12 protein-coding genes are annotated in these 17,362 nt (G+C 56.5%); 6 read left to right on the forward strand and 6 right to left on the reverse strand.

Translation table 11 applies throughout. The features are described 5' to 3' along the window. Positions 1-586 precede the first annotated feature (586 nt). Both PhaeoP97_RS08625 and PhaeoP97_RS08630 read left to right on the forward strand, forming a co-directional pair. Entirely contained in the window at positions 587-1,525 is a 939-nt protein-coding gene (locus PhaeoP97_RS08625) for a homocysteine S-methyltransferase family protein (protein ID WP_072504733.1), read from the forward strand. A gap of 12 nt (positions 1,526-1,537) precedes the next feature. Next, positions 1,538-2,344 (forward strand): class I SAM-dependent methyltransferase, encoded by an 807-nt coding sequence (locus PhaeoP97_RS08630; RefSeq protein WP_072504734.1) that lies wholly within the window; start codon positions 1,538-1,540, stop codon positions 2,342-2,344. Between the two features lie 416 nt (positions 2,345-2,760). Here the strand turns inward: PhaeoP97_RS08630 and istB are convergent, their stop codons facing one another. The 5 genes from istB to PhaeoP97_RS08650 form a co-directional block, all read right to left on the reverse strand. Beyond that, positions 2,761-3,492 carry an IS21-like element helper ATPase IstB gene (istB, locus tag PhaeoP97_RS08635; protein ID WP_072503358.1) on the reverse strand — a complete coding sequence of 244 codons (732 nt, stop codon included), beginning with the start codon at positions 3,490-3,492 and terminating at the stop codon, positions 2,761-2,763. After that, positions 3,489-4,505 carry a Mu transposase domain-containing protein gene (locus tag PhaeoP97_RS08640; RefSeq protein WP_237029005.1) on the reverse strand — a complete coding sequence of 339 codons (1,017 nt, stop codon included), beginning with the start codon at positions 4,503-4,505 and terminating at the stop codon, positions 3,489-3,491. Before PhaeoP97_RS08640 ends, istB begins: the two co-directional genes overlap by 4 nt. Before the next feature lie 39 nt (positions 4,506-4,544). Continuing rightward, positions 4,545-4,988: a hypothetical protein gene (locus PhaeoP97_RS20490; protein WP_217525901.1), complete on the reverse strand. Its 444-nt coding sequence runs from the start codon at positions 4,986-4,988 to the stop codon at positions 4,545-4,547. A gap of 146 nt (positions 4,989-5,134) precedes the next feature. Next, the gene (locus tag PhaeoP97_RS08645; protein WP_072504735.1) at positions 5,135-5,380 is read right to left on the reverse strand and encodes a hypothetical protein; all 246 of its coding nucleotides are present in this window, start codon (positions 5,378-5,380) and stop codon (positions 5,135-5,137) included. 176 nt (positions 5,381-5,556) lie between these two features. Further along, entirely contained in the window at positions 5,557-8,481 is a 2,925-nt protein-coding gene (locus tag PhaeoP97_RS08650; protein WP_072504736.1) for a pentapeptide repeat-containing protein, read from the reverse strand. Between the two features lie 607 nt (positions 8,482-9,088). Between PhaeoP97_RS08650 and PhaeoP97_RS08655 the strand changes: the two genes are divergently transcribed. The 4 genes from PhaeoP97_RS08655 to mmsB all read left to right on the forward strand — a co-directional run bounded on the left by PhaeoP97_RS08655 (position 9,089) and on the right by mmsB (position 13,659). Then, positions 9,089-9,619, forward strand: a complete 531-nt coding sequence (locus tag PhaeoP97_RS08655; protein WP_051338965.1) for a GNAT family N-acetyltransferase — start codon at positions 9,089-9,091, stop codon at positions 9,617-9,619. A gap of 968 nt (positions 9,620-10,587) precedes the next feature. After that, positions 10,588-11,733, forward strand: a complete 1,146-nt coding sequence (locus tag PhaeoP97_RS08665; protein WP_072504738.1) for an acyl-CoA dehydrogenase family protein — start codon at positions 10,588-10,590, stop codon at positions 11,731-11,733. Between the two features lie 7 nt (positions 11,734-11,740). Beyond that, positions 11,741-12,787, forward strand: a complete 1,047-nt coding sequence (locus PhaeoP97_RS08670; protein WP_072504739.1) for an enoyl-CoA hydratase/isomerase family protein — start codon at positions 11,741-11,743, stop codon at positions 12,785-12,787. Beyond that, a complete protein-coding gene (gene mmsB / locus PhaeoP97_RS08675) occupies positions 12,784-13,659 on the forward strand; it encodes a 3-hydroxyisobutyrate dehydrogenase (protein WP_072504740.1) in 876 nt (291 codons plus the stop codon). Before PhaeoP97_RS08670 ends, mmsB begins: the two co-directional genes overlap by 4 nt. A 749-nt stretch (positions 13,660-14,408) precedes the next feature. Here the strand turns inward: mmsB and uvrA are convergent. Beyond that, entirely contained in the window at positions 14,409-17,309 is a 2,901-nt protein-coding gene (gene uvrA, locus PhaeoP97_RS08680) for an excinuclease ABC subunit UvrA (RefSeq protein ID WP_072504741.1), read from the reverse strand. Between the last annotated feature and the right edge of the window lie 53 nt (positions 17,310-17,362).

The following is a 17,362-nucleotide window of genomic DNA, read 5'->3' on the forward strand; positions in this document are numbered from 1 at the left end:
GCGATTTTGAGACACTTCGTCTTTCAAACTCCCCTCCTCTACTACAGCCCTTAAAAATAGCGCTTCCTGGGGCCGACGCGCCCGGCAAAGACCATTTTCTCGACTTTCGAACTAGGAACTAGGCCGAGCTGAGGCGTTCCAGTTCCTAGAAAGGGATTTTGCTATTGATGGCAATCTCTTGATGAATTTTGGCAAGACTGAGCCGCTCTACGAACTAGGAACAGATTTTGCGGTGTGAACGAGGTGCTCTCACCCCTGCCCAGCGGCAACAAATGGAACGGTAGTTCTGCATATTTACGGGTGCTGCCCGTTCTGGGGCGAAATCAGATCAGAGCCACTGAGGTGCACTACGCCAAACCCGCCATTCACTGCGGCAGCAAAGATACAGCCCCTGCGTACTCACACATTGCGGACGAAGCGGGCTTTCGTAGCGATTGCGCCAATGGCTGCTTTGGGTGTCGGTCAGAACCGGTAGTGTTTGCGTGCGACAGAACAGCATAAGTTCTGGCCGACCTGCGACCGACAGTGACCGCAATTGCGAAGGATGTTATAGCTTTGTGCAGCTGAACTGAGGACCTTTTGCACCATGGCCATTCATCGAGGCAAATTCCCGTATGTAGATGCCGACTTGCTCTTAGCGTATGTTGGGATGGAGACCGACCTAATTTTCAATCGAGGTATCGATCTACCTGGCTTTGCGTCATATCCGCTTTTGGAAACGGCTAAGGGCCGGGATATTCTCGAAGGGTATCTCGCAGACCTGATCGCATTAGGTAAAAAGACCGGCACTGGTGTGATCCTTGAAAGCCCGACTTGGGTGGCGAACCGGGACCGAGGCGCTGCTATCGGATATGCACCCGACGCGTTGAAACAGCTCAACCAACAAGCTGTGGCCATGATGGTGAAGGTGCGCACAGCCTACGGAGACGTACCGACTGTAATCAGCGCAAACCTTGGACCGCGCGACGATGCTTATTCGCCTGAAGCGCAAATGAGTGCGGATGAAGCGGAGCGTTATCATTCCGAACAGATTGCCGCACTTGTGGATACAGAAGTCGATGTCATGAGCGGATACACCCTTGCCTATCCAGCCGAGGCAATTGGTATCGTCCGGGCGGCCCGGCGCTTCACCATACCGGTCGTGATTTCTTTCACGGTTGAGACGGATGGGAAACTTCCGACGGGCACTTCTTTGGAAGAGGCAATCGTGGAGGTTGATGCTGCAACTGAAGGATATGCCGCCTACTTCATGATCAACTGTGCGCATCCAGAGCACTTCAATTCAGTTCTTGAAGAAAAGCCGTGGATGCAGCGGGTCAAGGGTATTGTCGCGAACGCGTCTCGCTGTAGTCATGCTGAGTTGGATGAAGCCGAAGAATTGGATGATGGTAACCCGACTGATCTGGCACAACAACTTGTCGATATCCGGCGTCGGTATCCACACATTCAAGTGTTGGGCGGCTGCTGTGGCACAGACATGCGACACATGGGCATGATCGCTAAAGCTGCGCGCGAAGCGCCTTAGAGGGATTGGTTGATGGATTATGCGTTGTTCAGGGAGAGTGAGCGTGAAGGTTGGAGTGAACGAGCGTCAATTTATCAAAACGCCACGGCAAGGGCGACCTTGCAGACAATCCCCACCCTATTAGCACATGCGCAACTGTTTCCAGGCGCGCGCGTATTGGATGCCGGATGCGGCCCCGGATACGTTGCCGCCTGCGCAAGCCTACTCGGGGCTGAGGTAAAGGGGATAGATTTCTCCCAAGGGATGATCGACGCAGCGAAAGCGCGGTTTCCACACCTTGAATTTGCGCTTGCAGACGTGGAGGAGGTTCCCGAACCCGATCAGTGTTTTGACATGGTTTTGAGCAATATCGTTCTTTTCCATGTCACCGACCCCGCGCGGGCAATACGTGAAGCACACCGACTCTTGAAGCCTGGCGGTCGGTTCGTCTTTAGCCAATGGCTCGGCCCTGATCTTTCGGAATGCTATCAGCTCTTGTTCGAAGTACTTGGGCGGCACGCCGATATGACGCGGGCGGACCCCGCACCAAATGCTTACGTGTTGTCCGACAAAGATCAGGTCAAGGAAATGATGCAAAGTGCGGGCTTGGGAAGTGTCAGATCCGAAACAGTCGAAAACATCCTACATGCACCAGGTCAAAGTTTTTTCGACTTCTTCATGAGATTCGGCGTGCGGGTGCCGCTTATTCTTCAAAGGCAAGACGCAGACGTTCAGGTTGCGATCCGTACCGAGATTGATGAATTGGCATTAAAATACTTCAATGAAGGTAAGTACCAAATTCCAATGCCCAGCATCGTTTTTTCGGGGACAGCAACCTAAAGGATCACTCCGGCCGGTAGTTGAGGTTCCAATGAATTTGTGGCCGCTCGGCAAAGAAGCGGTCATTCGTGGATGGCGCAGCATCGGTCAAATTGGGCTCAAAGCCACCTTGCGGCGATGCGGCGTGTGGTTTTCACCCTGAACACTTTGTCGCGGGACGGATCGGCACACCTGGTTGACTGCTCCCCAGCCCCGAGCGGACCTTCAAGTAGGGCGCAGCGCAGCCACCGCTGCGAGCGCGAAAGGTCTCCCGAAAGCGGACATTTAAGACTGCTCAGCTGGACCTGGGTGTCAATGAGCGTTCAAAGTTGACCCGGTTTCAGCATTTAAAATTGACCCACCCCATGTGGCGCAAAGCCCCCAGGCGGGCCGCCCTCATATAGCGAGTCCGTCTGGGGGCTTTGCTTTCGGGACGGTTACTTTTCTCTGCGGCTTTTGCTCTGAGCAAAGCGATAGGACGTGTTGCCGGTTTCGATGATTGCGCAATGGTGGGTGACGCGATCCAGCAGCGCGGTGGTCATCTTGGCATCGCCAAAGACCGAGACCCACTCTCCGAACTCCAGGTTGGTGGTGATGATGACGCTGGTTTTCTCGTAGAGCTTGCTGATCAGATGGAACAGCAATGCTCCGCCAGACTTGGGGAACGGGATGTAGCCCAGCTCGTCGATGATGACGCAATCCAGAGCCGAGAGTTGCCGGATGATCTTCCCGGCATTGCCCTCGGCCTGTTCCTTGATCAGGGCGTTGATCAGATCGACGGCGTTGAAGAAGCGTGCCTTCTTGCCGTTGGTGATCAGGGTGGTGCCCAAAGCGATGGCGATATGGGTTTTGCCGGTGCCGGTTCCGCCCACCAGGATGAGGTTGTGCGCCTCTTGGGTGAACTGCCCTGTGCAGAACGGTTCGATCTGGGTCTGGGTGATGGCGGCAGCACCATAATCGAAGGTGGCGAAGTCCTTATGATGGGGGAACTTCGCGATCCTCATTTGATACTGGATAGAGCGCGCCCGCCGCTCTACAGTCTCCGCGTCGATCAGTTGCTTTATCGCTGTGGTCAGACTTGGTGGCTTGCGCGCGGACAGCAAATCATGTGCGCAAGCTGCCATTCCGTGCAACCTCAGGGCGGTCAGTTGGTCGATCAGGGCGTTCATGCGGCAACCTCCTCAGTCGAGCACAGGATCTCATAGCGCTTGCAGTCGGCCTCGGGTCGCAGGGTCAGTTGCGGATAGGCATAGGCTTCGCTGAGCGGCGTGATGACCGGCTCCACCAACTGGTTAATCAGGTTGATGATGGCGGGCAGGCGGAGGGTGTTTTGTGCCACGGCCAGTTCACAAGCCATCTCGACAACCTCGATCCCGTGATCCTGGACGAGCAGAAGCAGATCAACGAACTCCCGATCCCCGCCCTTGTCTGCCATGTAATGTTCCCTGATCTGGTGCATGGCCTCAGGCAGTTGCCAGTCCACGAAGGGTGCGCCATTGCGTAGGGCGCCGGGCTTGCGATCCAGCAGAGGAACATAGTGCCAGGGTTCAAAGTAGCTGACGTTGCGGGTGAAGCGGCGCTTATGCTCGGCGATGATATCCTGGCCCGACACCAGCATAATCCGGCCCGCATAAGCGCGCAGCGACACATGTTGACCGGCAAAGTGGGACGGGACGCTGTAGCGGTTGCTGGCATATTGAACCAGGCAAGTGGATCGGACACGAACCGTCTTCTCAACATAGCCGTCAAAAGGCCGACCCAAGGGGCGCAGCTCGGCGCGTTCGTCTTCGAACACCTCGGCAATCGTGCGATCCTGCTGTTCGGGATGGGGACGATTGGCCAGTTCTTCACAGCGCAGGCGCAACCAGGTGTTCAGCGCATCAAGATCTTCAAAGGCAGGCTTGGGCACAAACAACCGGCCGCGCAAAAACTGGACCTGGTTCTCGACCTGCCCCTTCTCCCAACCCGCTGCGGGCGTGCAGGCAACAGGTTCCATCACATAGTGGTTCATCAGAGCCAGGAACCGGGGATGGAATATCCGGTCCTTCGAGCGGGACACATAGGTCACCATGGTCTTGGGGTTATCAATGATCACCCGTCGTGGAACCCCGCCATAGAAAGACAGTGCCTGCACAAAAGCATCCAGAACCATCTCCTGGGCTTCGCCGGGATAGGCGATCACCAAAGGCTTGCGGCTGTGGCACAGGCGGAAATGGGCAACCTAGATCTTTTGTTCAACGCCGCCCAGGACAACCCGTTCTTCGCTCCAGTCAAACTGAAGGGCGTCACCAGCAGCAAAATGCAGGGGGATAAAAGCATCGCCAGAACCGGCGCCAGCCCGCTTCAGATCGCGGACAAATCGCTGAACTGGAGAATAGGACCCGGTGTAGCCTTCCACCACGAGCTGCTCATAAAGCTTCTGGGCCGTTCGCCGCTCCCGACGTGGTCGCTTCTGGTCCTGATCGAACAGTTCCTGAAGCCGGAGATCAAACCCGTTGCACAGTTTGTGCCGAACCGGTGGAGCCTGGCGCTGGTAGCTCGGCGGGCTCTCATCCTTCAAATACTTCTTGATCGTGTTGCGCGATAATCCCGTCGCCCGCGCAACAGACCGGATACTGCGCCCTTCAACCAGCACCCACAGACGGATCTTCGATACACTTTCCATCAATAACACCTGCTCTTTCCTCCGCACTTGAAGCGCGGATGTTAACGAAACAGGTGGGTCAATTTTACTCGCTCATAACCCACCTAAGTGGGTCAATTTCGCATGCCGATTCACAGGACCTGGGGATGCCGCTCTTTGCTTCAAGGTCAGCGACGCGCAGATAGAGACCTTTGCAAAGTCGTGAAATCTGCCAGCCGGACGGCGGTCCCATGCTGCACGAGCAACGGATGGAGCAGACCTTCGCCGCAAGTGCAGCCACCAACCATCATCGAACGGACGTGATGCGGGACAAAGCGACCTTCCGCCTCAACCAGATAGATGACCGCTCCCAGCCCAAAGCGGACATAGACATGGCGACAAGGGTCAATGATGCTGCCGGTGCAAAATTCCATGGCCACTTTCCCGAAAGCGGACTCTCGGCAGGGCTAAGCTGTCTCAGGTGATGCTGCGGCCCGCACCAAGGTCAACGACGCGCAGATAGCTGACTTTGCAAAGTCATGGAGATATCTACGGGGCATGAGGCGGATTCGTCCCAACACTGGCGGTTAGCATTGTTCATGCACGCCGATCACCTGTCACGACTGAGCCATGCCTTAAACGCTAGATAGAACTCATTCACTAACCCAGCGGTATCTTCCGTTGCATCTGAGCCAACATGCCAATCGTCCGGGTAGGGGATACTGTCAGGCAGATACGTTTTTCCTACGCCCGATCGGACGCCAAACAGTGATTGGACAGCGTCCAGATTGAGACCCGTTGAAGAGGTGAAATCCACAGATCTGACAGGCATCGCTGTAAATGTGCAGCCCGTCAGATCTGTGAATTTCAGTATCGCCTCGCTGAGGTCCACCTCGCTGAGGTCCGCCCCGCTGAGGTCCGCCCCGCTGAGGTCTGCCCTTCTGAGGTCTGCCCTTCTGAGGTCCGCCCCGCTGAGATCCGCCCGGCTGAGCTCCGTCTCGCTGAGTTTCGTGCCTCTTAGGTCCGCCCCGCTGAGGTTCGCCCCGATGAGGTTCGCCTTGCTGAGGTTCGCCCCGCTGAGGTTCGCCTTGCTGAGGTTCGCCTTGCTGAGGTTCGCCTTGCTGAGGTCCGCCCCGATGAGGTCCGCCCTGCTGAGGTCCGCCCCGCTGAGGTCCGCCCCGATGAGGTCCGCACCGCTGAGCTCCGTCTCGCTAAGTTTCGCGCCTCTGAGGTCCGCCGCTGACAGGCCCGCCTCGCTCAGATCCGCCGAACTCAGGTCCGCTCTCCTCAGATCCGCGGCACTTAGACGCGCCCATGCAAGGACCGCCCCGCTCAAGTTGGCCTCTTTCAGGTCAGCACCATCTAGATCTGCCGCCCCGAGGTCAACATTCTCAAGGCGTAGCCGAGAAAGAAGTCTGCCTGCTAGTCGATTGCGCGGACCATCAAGGGTGATTCGATGCAACATTCGCCCCCCAGCATTTACGTCTTTTTTTAGTGCTTCTAGTTTGACTAGGTGTTGTTTGCCTTCTCCAGTCTTCGGCTCACTTATTGCCAAAGAGGTGAGCGATCCGAGAAGTGTCGTTTCTGCACAACGTTGCCGCTCAACTAAGGAGTTGAAATTCAACAGCTGCCCTTGATTCAAGTGATGGACTGGCATCCCATTCGTCAGAGTCCAGTCCATAAGGTGTTCCATTTGCCTACGTACTTTCAAGGCTTGCTCTGCTGGCCAAAGTCGTGCCTCATCTTTCATAAAACGTATCACAGGCCCAGTCATCTCCGCCAAGTCGAAGAGCTTTGCCCAGTCTTCAGCAACCCGCAGCTGTTCTGTTGGAGCCCGTGATGCGGCTAACCTTTGGGAGGCGCGCCTAGCAGTGGCAAGGATCGCGCGTGCTGCTAGATATTCACCGAAAGTCTTGTGGACAAATTCAAACCCAGCCCCTTCAATGTCGTGTTGAGTATGTGTCAAAAGCGCGACGGACTTTAAGTCAGTATCAGTGCGCTCTTCGAATTTTTCAAATTTTTCAGGCGCGTACCATTCGCGGAGCCCAGCAAAATCTTCATTGGTTCCGGTTCGTCCATTTCCCCGGAATGCTGCTAGGCCAAAGCACTCCATGAGGTCAAAGAAATCTTCGAGGTTAAGCCCTTGATAGGCATCAAGTCCCTTCTTCGAGTTTCGAGCAAAGATTTTCTCAAAAATATCTTTGTAAACGACATTTCGGTTGTCGGCGGCCTCTTCCCATCGCTCGGTTGCAAATTCCGATACGATCAGTAGGTGAAGCAGAAGGGGTTCTGCGTTTAGATCTTTCATACGCGCATCCGTCAAGGAGGTAGGCGGTGCGCAAGTTGGTATGCCCTTAATTCTGCACCAGCGCTCCCAATACACTGGGCGCTGATCAATCTTAGCAAGGGAGTCAGGGTCTTTCAGCAGATTATCTGAGGAAACCCCTTCCGGGAGCGCTCCCTTTTGCTGCAGGTCCATTTCCGGGTGGGTCAGCGGCCGGATAGGAGCAACGTGCAGCACAGCACTCATCGGAAGGTTTGCGTGAGAACGCATTTGCTCAACCGCAGTTGTGCGGCCAAGTATAAGGGCACGAGCACTTCGCCCCGCGACATTCAGGTCATTCAACAAGTGACGTGTGTCGTTGACGAATTGCTGGGCGAGACGTGTCGCTTCCTCGTCTATCGCTGAGAGCTCATCCAGGCCGTCAAAAACTAGCAAAAGATTCTTGCTCGATGTGCTATGCCAGTCGAAAGGGCTGTCCGGGAACCCCTCGCATAGAGTAGGATGCTTCCAACCATAGCGATTTCTCAGATGCTGTGAAATACGACCCCGGAGTGGACCCTTTCCACGTACGTGCTGCAGGCGAACAAACAAGACGCGCCAGTTCAGATCTTGCAACTGCTCTGATGCAAAGGCACGTGCAAAGGATGATTTTCCGCAGCCGGGTCCACCGGCGACGATCCTAATTGGATCTTCATTGGTACTCTGTTGCAACCATTCTTGCGCCAAATCGTGCAGCATGCCGATTTCCGCTGTTGTGTAGAAACCGAGCTCTTTTCCATCTGAATCCAGAATACTGTGCCTGGTGTTTCGACGTGCTCGAAGCCTGAGATATACATGCGAGAGTGGGGTGGTTTCCGTCTCGTCTGGTGAAAAAATGGGCTCAGAATGGAACTGGCTACGTATCCAGGCAGCATGACGTTCCCAAGCAAGAGATCGCACTACAGGTTCGGCCGTTTCACCAAGAAGAGATGATGCCAATGGACTGTAGCACTCGCTGTTTTGGTTTACCACTTTAGAAACCGAAACAGCGATCGCGTCTTTGAAGCGAGCGAGAGCTTCTTCAGGCGTGTAACCGGTTTCGGGCGCCAGCTGGACAAGCATCGAGGGCAAAGTCTCATAGCACCCCTGCAAGTCATCAAGTAGGCTTAGGTTGACCAAATGGACAGGTTTAAACTCTCCCTTATCCGGTATTGCTTCTAGCAAAGGCTGAAGTGCGCTGGCATGCTCCTCTTGGGACAGTTCGCTCCTCATTCTTGGATCGCTCACTAACTCATGGGCCGCGGTGGTTATGCAGTCTACAAGAAACCTCCAGGCTTTTGCCTCTGGAGAATCTTGTGGAGTAAGTCCTAGATGCCTCACAGTGGTCGGAATTGTCTCTAAGCCAGCTACAACATCGCCATACTTGGCCTTTGCTATGCCCAGGGCAATACTACCTGCGGCCTTTGGCCAATCCCGGATCAATTCAGGCCTTTTGAATTCCAATTTTCCCACTCCTAGTCTTTCGTTCACAGGCAAGCCGGAAATTGAAAAACATGCAAGTAGTTCAACGTGTACCTTTCAACATGTCCAACATCGCAAGTCGGCTCGAAGAAAGTTGCGCTTGAAGATCGGAGGTCTGGCGGAGAGACGACACGGGTCCGCTAGGGTGGCTCTTCATGATTGTCTGCTTTGGGCTGGCTGGCGTCCTCTGAGGACCGGGAACATGTGCGCGCACGCTGCAACTCTGCTGGTGCATCGCCGCAAGGCAGCAATGAGCCCTTAGCCGTCATTAGGGTGTCATGACGTGGCGCTAAGTGGCATTGGTTGAAAACTGTTCGGCCTGCAACGGATTGTTGCGGCCCTTTCTTTGAGACCTGAAATGCAACCAGTCCACCTTCAAACAGAACGTCTGACGTTTCGTATGCCGAATGCTTCGGATCTTATTCCCTACACTTCGTATTGCCTAAGTGATCGGTCCGGGTTCGTTGGTGGACCGTTCGACAGCGTTCAGGCTTTTGAGAAGCTGGCGGCCATGGTCGGGCACTGGGAGCTTCGAGGCTTTGGCCGACTTATATTCACTGATCGTAGCACCGGTCGAGCGTTGGGGCATGTTGGTGCTTTGCACCTCAACGAAGGCGAAGTTCCCGAGTTTACTTGGACCATCTGGTCAAGTGATGACGAGAGGAAAGGCTACGCCACCGAAGCTTGCAGGGCCTATCTGGATCATGCGCGCAACGGGCTGGGTTTGTCCGCCATGATCGCCCGCATAGTGCAGGATAATCTCCCGTCGCGGAGATTGGCGGAGCGTATCGGAGGTATTCAGAACATGAATGCCTTGCCACCGAAGTGGCTCGCGAATTCAGTCACCTATGATTTTGCGATGCAAACCAGAGAGTCCTCAGCGTCCTAAATTCTACGAGCGGCAGCTTCGTCCCGCATCACGTCCGTTCGATGATGGTTGGTGGCTGCACTTGCGGCGAAGGTCTGCTCCATCCGTTGCTCGTGCAGCATGGGACCGCCGTCCGGCTGGCAGATTTCACGACTTTGCAAAGGTCTCTATCTGCGCATCTCTAACCTTCGAGCGGGGTGCAGCATCGACCTGGCCAGCTGAGCTAGCCTGAAGGTCCGCTCTCGGGAAGTCTGGCGGGATCCTTCGCGTCTGCAGCGAGGGCGTCGCAGGCCTCATGCGAATGTCCGAATTGGGCTGCCAGCAGCCGCTAGCGCCATTTGGGACTGAGCTGCCGACGCTCATCGCGAGCCCGACCAAAGAAGTATAGCGATGCCCATTTTGAAACCCGTCCGGGAGCGCGCCGCCCCCGTTCTGTGTAAGTTGGAAGTCCTTGAACCAAAACACAATGGAGGGGGCGCCCATGTGGCGCTCTTTCCTCCCGGAGGTCGACGCAGCTCTGAGGGTAATGCTACGTCCCTAAAGTTGGGAAGAATTGAAAGTCGTGCCCCAAGAGCTCGACTCTGAGCAGTTTAAAGCTTCTTCAAAAGACCTTTAAAGATAGCCGCAGCCGGACATTTTAAACGGTTCGGGATGCGCTATAACCTATTTTGAAATGGGAAGTGTCCCTTACTGCAATGCGAAGTGTCCCTAACTCACTCCGAAATTGGCAACAAAGGTGGGTGGCCTCGGGTCCAGTTCTGGAATATGTAGCAGGGCGCTCGTCAATAAAATTTTGCTGCAATGGGAAGTGTCCCGCACTGCAAAACGAAGTGTCCCGCTACACAGACATTTCTGCACAGCAGCTTTGCACCGCTGCCGCTTGCCCTGTAGCGCTTGGGTCGCTAGAAAAATAAACAACCGTTCAATTCATGACGACTCCGGCGGGTCATATCCGGGCCGGGCTGCGTTCACACGAGGGAGGACACGCTGTGGATTTCGCATTGACCGAGGAACAGACCGCCATTTTCGATATGGCTTTCGCCTTTGGACAGGAGCATATCGCCCCCTTCGCCCGCCAGTGGGAGGCGGAGGGCACCATTCCGAAATCGCTCTGGCCACAGATCGGTGAGCTGGGCTTTGGCGCGCTTTATGTCTCTGAGGAAACCGGCGGCTCGGGCCTGTCCCGTCTTGATGCCACCTTGGTGTTTGAAGCGTTGTCGATGGCCTGCCCGTCTGTTGCGGCGTTCCTGTCGATCCACAACATGTGCGCCAAGATGCTCGACAGCTTTGCCAGTGATGAGATGAAGGCGCGGATCATGCCGGACATCCTGTCGATGAAGACCGTGCTCAGCTACTGTCTCACGGAACCCGGTTCCGGTTCAGATGCTGCCGCGCTGAAAACCCGTGCTACCAAAACCAACGAGGGCTATACCCTCAACGGGACCAAGGCGTTCATTTCAGGTGGTGGGTATTCCGACGCCTATGTCTGCATGGTCCGCAGCGGTGAGGACGGCCCCAAAGGTGTCTCTACCGTCTATGTCGAGGATGGCACAGCTGGGCTCAGCTTTGGCGGGCTTGAGGAGAAAATGGGCTGGAAGAGCCAGCCCACAGCCCAGGTTCAGTTCGACGACTGCAAAATCCCCGCCGCCAATCTGGTCGGAGAAGAGGGCAAAGGCTTCACCTATGCGATGAAAGGTCTGGATGGCGGGCGTCTGAATATCGCCTCCTGCTCGCTCGGCGCAGCACAGCAGGCGCTGACAATGACCCTGCAATATATGTCCGAGCGCAAGGCCTTTGGCAAATCCATCGATCAGTTCCAAGGCCTGCAATTCCGCCTTGCGGATATGGAAATCGAACTTCAGGCGGCTCGTGTGTTCCTACGTCAGGCCGCGTGGAAACTGGATCAGGGCGCGCCGGATGCGTCCAAACACTGCGCTATGGCCAAGAAATTCGTCACCGAAGCTGGCTCCAAAGTGGTCGATCAATGTCTGCAACTGCATGGCGGCTATGGCTATCTGGCGGACTACGGGATCGAAAAACTGGTGCGTGATCTGCGTGTTCATCAGATCCTTGAAGGCACCAATGAGATCATGCGTGTGATCACCGCGCGCCATCTTCTGGCCGAAAACCACTGAGGCAGCCATGAGCGATATTGATATCCGCGTCACCGGCCGCGCCGGGCGGATCACCCTCACCCGCAGCAAGGCGCTGAATGCGCTGAGCTATGACATGTGCATGGCCGTCGATGCCGCGCTGAAGGCCTGGGCCAAGGACGACGCCATTGATCTGGTGGTGATGGACGCCGAGGGCGAGAAAGCCTTTTGTGCGGGCGGTGACATTGCCGAGCTGTACCAGACGGGCATGTCGGGCGATTATGACTATGGTCGCCGGTTCTGGCGCGATGAATACCGGATGAATGCGCGCATCTTCGAATACCCCAAACCGGTGGTGAGCTTCCTGCAGGGGTTTGTCATGGGCGGCGGTGTTGGTCTTGGCTGCCACGGCACCCATCGCATTGTCGGTGACAGCACGAAGATCGCCATGCCCGAGGTTGGCATTGGCCTTATCCCCGATGTTGGCGGCACCTTGATGCTGGCCCTGGCGCCGGGGCGGCTGGGGGAATACCTCGGCCTCACCGGGGCGCGGATGACTGCGGCGGACGCGATTTACGCAGGCTTCGCAGACCACTACATCCCCGAAACCCGCTGGCCCGATCTCATCTCCGAACTGGAACAGACAGGTCGTGCCGATCTGCTGGCAGAAGCGGCTGAGACAGCACCAGCGGGCACGTTAGCCCCGATGTATGATGACATCGGCCGTAATTTTGGCGGCGAAACATTGACAGATATCCTGACCGCGCTTGATCATGACGACAGCAGTTTTGCCGATGCCACACTCAAGACCCTGCGGCGCAACGCCCCGCTGTCGATGGCCGCCACTGTTGAACTGCTGCACCGGTTGCGCCTCGGCAACATGGGCATTCGCAAGGCGCTTGAACTGGAATACCGCTTCACCCATCGTGCGATGGAGAAGGGCGACTTTTTGGAAGGCATCCGCGCCCAGATCATCGACAAGGATCGCCAGCCCAAATGGCAATATACCGACGGCGCGGTGCCTGCCACGGCGGTCAGCCAGATGCTGATGCCGCTGGCGACGCAGACGCTGCAGTTTGAGGAGGAGAACACATGAACATCGGATTTATCGGTCTCGGCAATATGGGCGGCCCGATGGCGGCCAATCTCGCCAAGGCAGGCCATGACGTCACCGGCTTTGACATGGCTGATGTCTCCATCGAGGGGGTGACCATGGCCGCCTCCGCCGCGGAGGCCGCGACCGACGCCGAGGTGGTGATCACCATGCTGCCCAATGGTCAGATCCTGCGCGCGGTGGCAGATGACGTCATCCCCGCCATGAGTGCGGGCGCCACGCTGGTGGATTGCTCCACCGTCGATGTCGACAGCGCCCGTGCCGTGGCCGATCAGGCAGGGTCCGCCAATCTGATGTTTGTCGACGCCCCGGTCTCCGGCGGTATTGGTGGTGCCTCAGGTGGCACGCTCACCTTTATGGCCGGCGGTTCCTCTGCGGCCTTTGCAGCGGCGGAACCGCTGTTTGACATCATGGGGCAGAAGGCCGTCCATTGTGGCGAGGCCGGCGCCGGTCAGGCGGCGAAAATCTGCAACAATATGATCCTCGGCATCACCATGATCGGCACCTGCGAGGCCTTTGCTCTGGCCGACAAACTGGGCCTCGACCGGCAGAAGATGTTCGATGTGGTCTCCACCTCCTCCGGCTACAGCTGGTCGATGAACGCCTATTGCCCCGCCCCCGGCGTCGGGCCGCAATCGCCTGCCGACAATGACTACCAACCCGGTTTTGCCGCCGAGCTGATGCTGAAGGATCTGCGTCTGGCGCAACAAGCCGCCCATAGTGCGGATGCGGACACCCCGATGGGGGCATTGGCACAGGCGCTCTATTCCATGTTCGTTGAGGAAGAAGGCGGCGCAGGCAAGGATTTCAGCGCCATGCTGCCCCGGTTTGAGGCCCGCAGCCGTCACGATTGATCCAATTTCGGATCATGCCGACGGACGCCATTTTACAGAACCCTATATAACACCAAGCGCCGCTTCCGGTTTCGGCAGCGGCGCTTTGAATGGTGTAATGTCTAAAATATAATTTAACTCGTACAATTTCGATATACCGGTGAAGTATTCAGATACCTCACTTACAAATGGCGATTAATGGAAAGATAATTCGACCCAGGTAGCGTTAAGAAGTGTAAAATTCTCATTTTAACACCAAGCCGCGCATTAACTTTTTCCTAGACGGATAAAAAACCATATGCCAACCTACCAATAGATCAACGAAATACCAGATTACCCCCGATCTTGTGGCTAGAAACGGCCCTCCCGGAAGCACTCCGGACTGCAGCATCTTTTTGCTTGCCAGTAGGCAAAAGAATAATGCGGCGACGAACATTTACTTAATTACGAAAGGACACCCAAAGACAAAGCGATCCTTTGCGAATACGTAAGAAACGACACTGAACCCCCACCGGTATCGTCTATTTCGTCGCATTTACACAGGTTCGTTTGTTTTCTGAAAAGAAGACTTCCACGCCAAATGGATTAAAAACTATCGGTGTGCGGCATCCGCTGCCTGCGTATCCTCGGTCTGCAGGCTGTCCCCCGCCCCTATCGGGTGTCGCACCGTCCTGATCCAGCTCTGTGGAAAGCGCCGCTGACAGAATGTCGGCGGCGCTTCGTTTTTGATATGAATATATTGGGTGACGCGGGCGCAAGGCCCTGACAAATTATTCCGCAGCCAGGGATCGCGCTTCCAGAATTTCCTTAAGATAATGACCGGTATGGCTGCCCTTTGCTGCTGCCACATCCTCTGGCGTGCCTGCGGCCACGATCTCACCGCCGCCGTCACCACCTTCCGGGCCAATATCAATAATCCAGTCGGCAGTTTTAATTACATCCAGATTATGCTCGATCACCACAACAGAGTTGCCCTGCTCGACCAATTCATGCAGCACTTCCAAAAGCTTACGCACGTCCTCGAAATGCAGACCGGTCGTCGGTTCATCCAGAATATAGAGCGTCCGCCCGGTGGAGCGTTTCGCAAGCTCTTTGGACAGCTTGACCCGCTGCGCCTCGCCCCCCGACAGGGTGGTCGCCTGCTGGCCGACCTTGATATAGCCAAGCCCCACCCGCATCAACGCATCCATCTTGTCGCGGATTGTTGGCACCGCCTGGAAAAACTGCTGCGCGTCTTCAACCGTCATATCCAGCACATCAGCAATCGACTTGCCCTTGAACTGGATTTCCAGCGTCTCGCGGTTGTAACGTGCGCCCTTACATGTCTCACATTCCACATAGACATCCGGCAGGAAATGCATCTCGATTTTGATAACACCGTCGCCCTGACAGGCCTCGCAGCGCCCGCCTTTCACGTTGAAGGAAAACCGCCCCGGTTTGTAACCACGGGTTTTGGATTCCGGCAGCCCGGCAAACCACTCGCGGATCGGGGTAAAGGCCCCGGTATAGGTCGCCGGATTTGACCGCGGTGTCCGGCCAATGGGCCGCTGGTCAATGTCGATCACCTTATCCAGATGCTCCAACCCCTTGATGGTTTCACAGGGGGCCGGCGTCTGGCGCGCACCGTTGAGGCGCATGGACGCGGTTTTGAACAGGGTTTCAATGGTCAACGTGGACTTGCCGCCGCCCGACACGCCTGACACACACAGAAACTTGCCCAGCGGGAACTCCGCCGTGACGTTCTTGAGGTTGTTGCCAGTGGCCTTGACCACCTTCACCGATTTCCCATTGCCTTTGCGGCGCACAGATGGGACCGCAATCTCGCGTGTGCCGGACAGATACTGCCCGGTGATTGAGCCTTCATCAGCGGCCACCATCTCTGGCGTGCCGTGGCTAACCACCTGCCCGCCATGCACACCTGCACCCGGCCCGATGTCAAAGACATAATCCGCCTCGCGGATCGCGTCCTCGTCATGTTCGACCACGATCACCGTATTGCCCTGATCCCGCAGGTTTTTCAGCGTCTCCAGCAAGCGATCATTGTCGCGTTGGTGCAGACCGATGGACGGTTCGTCCAACACATAAAGAACGCCGGTCAGGCCAGAGCCGATCTGCGATGCCAGACGGATCCGCTGGCTCTCCCCACCGGACAGAGTGCCGGCATTGCGGCTGAGGGTCAGGTATTCCAGACCGACATTGTTCAGAAACCCAAGCCGTTCGCGAATTTCCTTCACGATGGCGCGGGCGATTTCCTGCTTCTGCGGCGACAGCTGATTGGGCACATCCTCAATCCAGGCCAGCGCCTCGCGGATCGACATCTGCACCACCTGCCCCACATGCAGCAGTTGATCCGGGCGGCCGCCAGTAGGACCGATTTTGACCGCCAGCGCCTCTTCGCGCAGACGATAGCCTTCGCAGACGCCACAGGACCGGTTGTTCTGATACCGTTCGAATTCTTCGCGGATCCAGTTGGAATCCGTCTCCCGGTAGCGCCGTTCCATATTGGGGATCACCCCTTCGAACACGCGCTCAACTTCATAGACGCGGCCACCCTCATCATAGCGGAATTTGATTTCCTCGTCGCCAGACCCGCGCAGGAACACCTGCTGCACCTTGTTCGGCAAGTCTTTCCATTTGGTGTTCTTGTCGAACTGATAATGTTTCGCAATCGCTTCGATGGTCTGCAGGAAATAGGGCGATTTGCCCTTGCGCCAGGGGGCCAGCGCCCCGTCATAAATCTTCAGGTTCTGGTCGGGCACCACCAGACGCTCGTCAAAGAACAGCTCAACCCCCAGACCGTCACATTCCGGGCAGGCCCCAAACGGCGCGTTAAAGGAAAACAGTCTCGGTTCGATCTCGGGAATGGTGAAACCGCTGACCGGGCAGGCAAAATTCTCGGAAAAGGTGATCCGCTCCGGCTCAGGCGCCTCTTCACCCTCGGCAGCACGCGGGGCGGTTTCCAAAATGGCAATCCCATCGGCCAGATCCAGCGCGGTCCGCAGGCTGTCGGCCAGCCGGGTCTCTACCCCCTCGCGCACCACCAGACGGTCAACAACGACGTCGATGTCATGGCGGAACTTCTTGTCCAATATTGGTGGCTCATCCAGCTCGTAGAACTCGCCATCGACCTTCACACGCTGGAACCCCTGCTTGCGCAGCTCCAGGAATTCCTTGCGGTACTCGCCCTTGCGGTCCCGCACGATGGGGGCCAGCAGAAAGCCACGGGTCCCCTCCTCCAGCGTCATGATGCGGTCGACCATATCCTGCACCTGCTGCGCCTCAATTGGCATTCCGGTGGCAGGCGAATAGGGCGTGCCCGCACGGGCAAACAACAGACGCAGGTAGTCGTAGATCTCGGTCACCGTGCCGACGGTCGAGCGCGGGTTCTTCGATGTCGTCTTTTGCTCGATGGAGATCGCAGGCGAGAGGCCGCTGATATGATCCACATCCGGCTTTTCCATCATATCGAGAAACTGGCGCGCATAGGCCGACAGGCTCTCGACATAGCGGCGCTGACCCTCGGCATAGATGGTATCAAACGCGAGGCTGGACTTGCCAGAGCCGGACAATCCGGTGATCACCACCAGCTGATCGCGCGGGATATCCACGTCGATGTTTTTCAGGTTGTGCTCGCGCGCACCGCGCACTTCGATTGATTTCAACTCAGCCATACTGCCCCCAGATTCAACACCAGCCGCCCTTGCAGCCGGTGTCCGACCCTACA

The sequence above is a fragment of the Phaeobacter porticola genome (assembly GCF_001888185.1).
Lineage (GTDB): Bacteria > Pseudomonadota > Alphaproteobacteria > Rhodobacterales > Rhodobacteraceae > Phaeobacter > Phaeobacter porticola.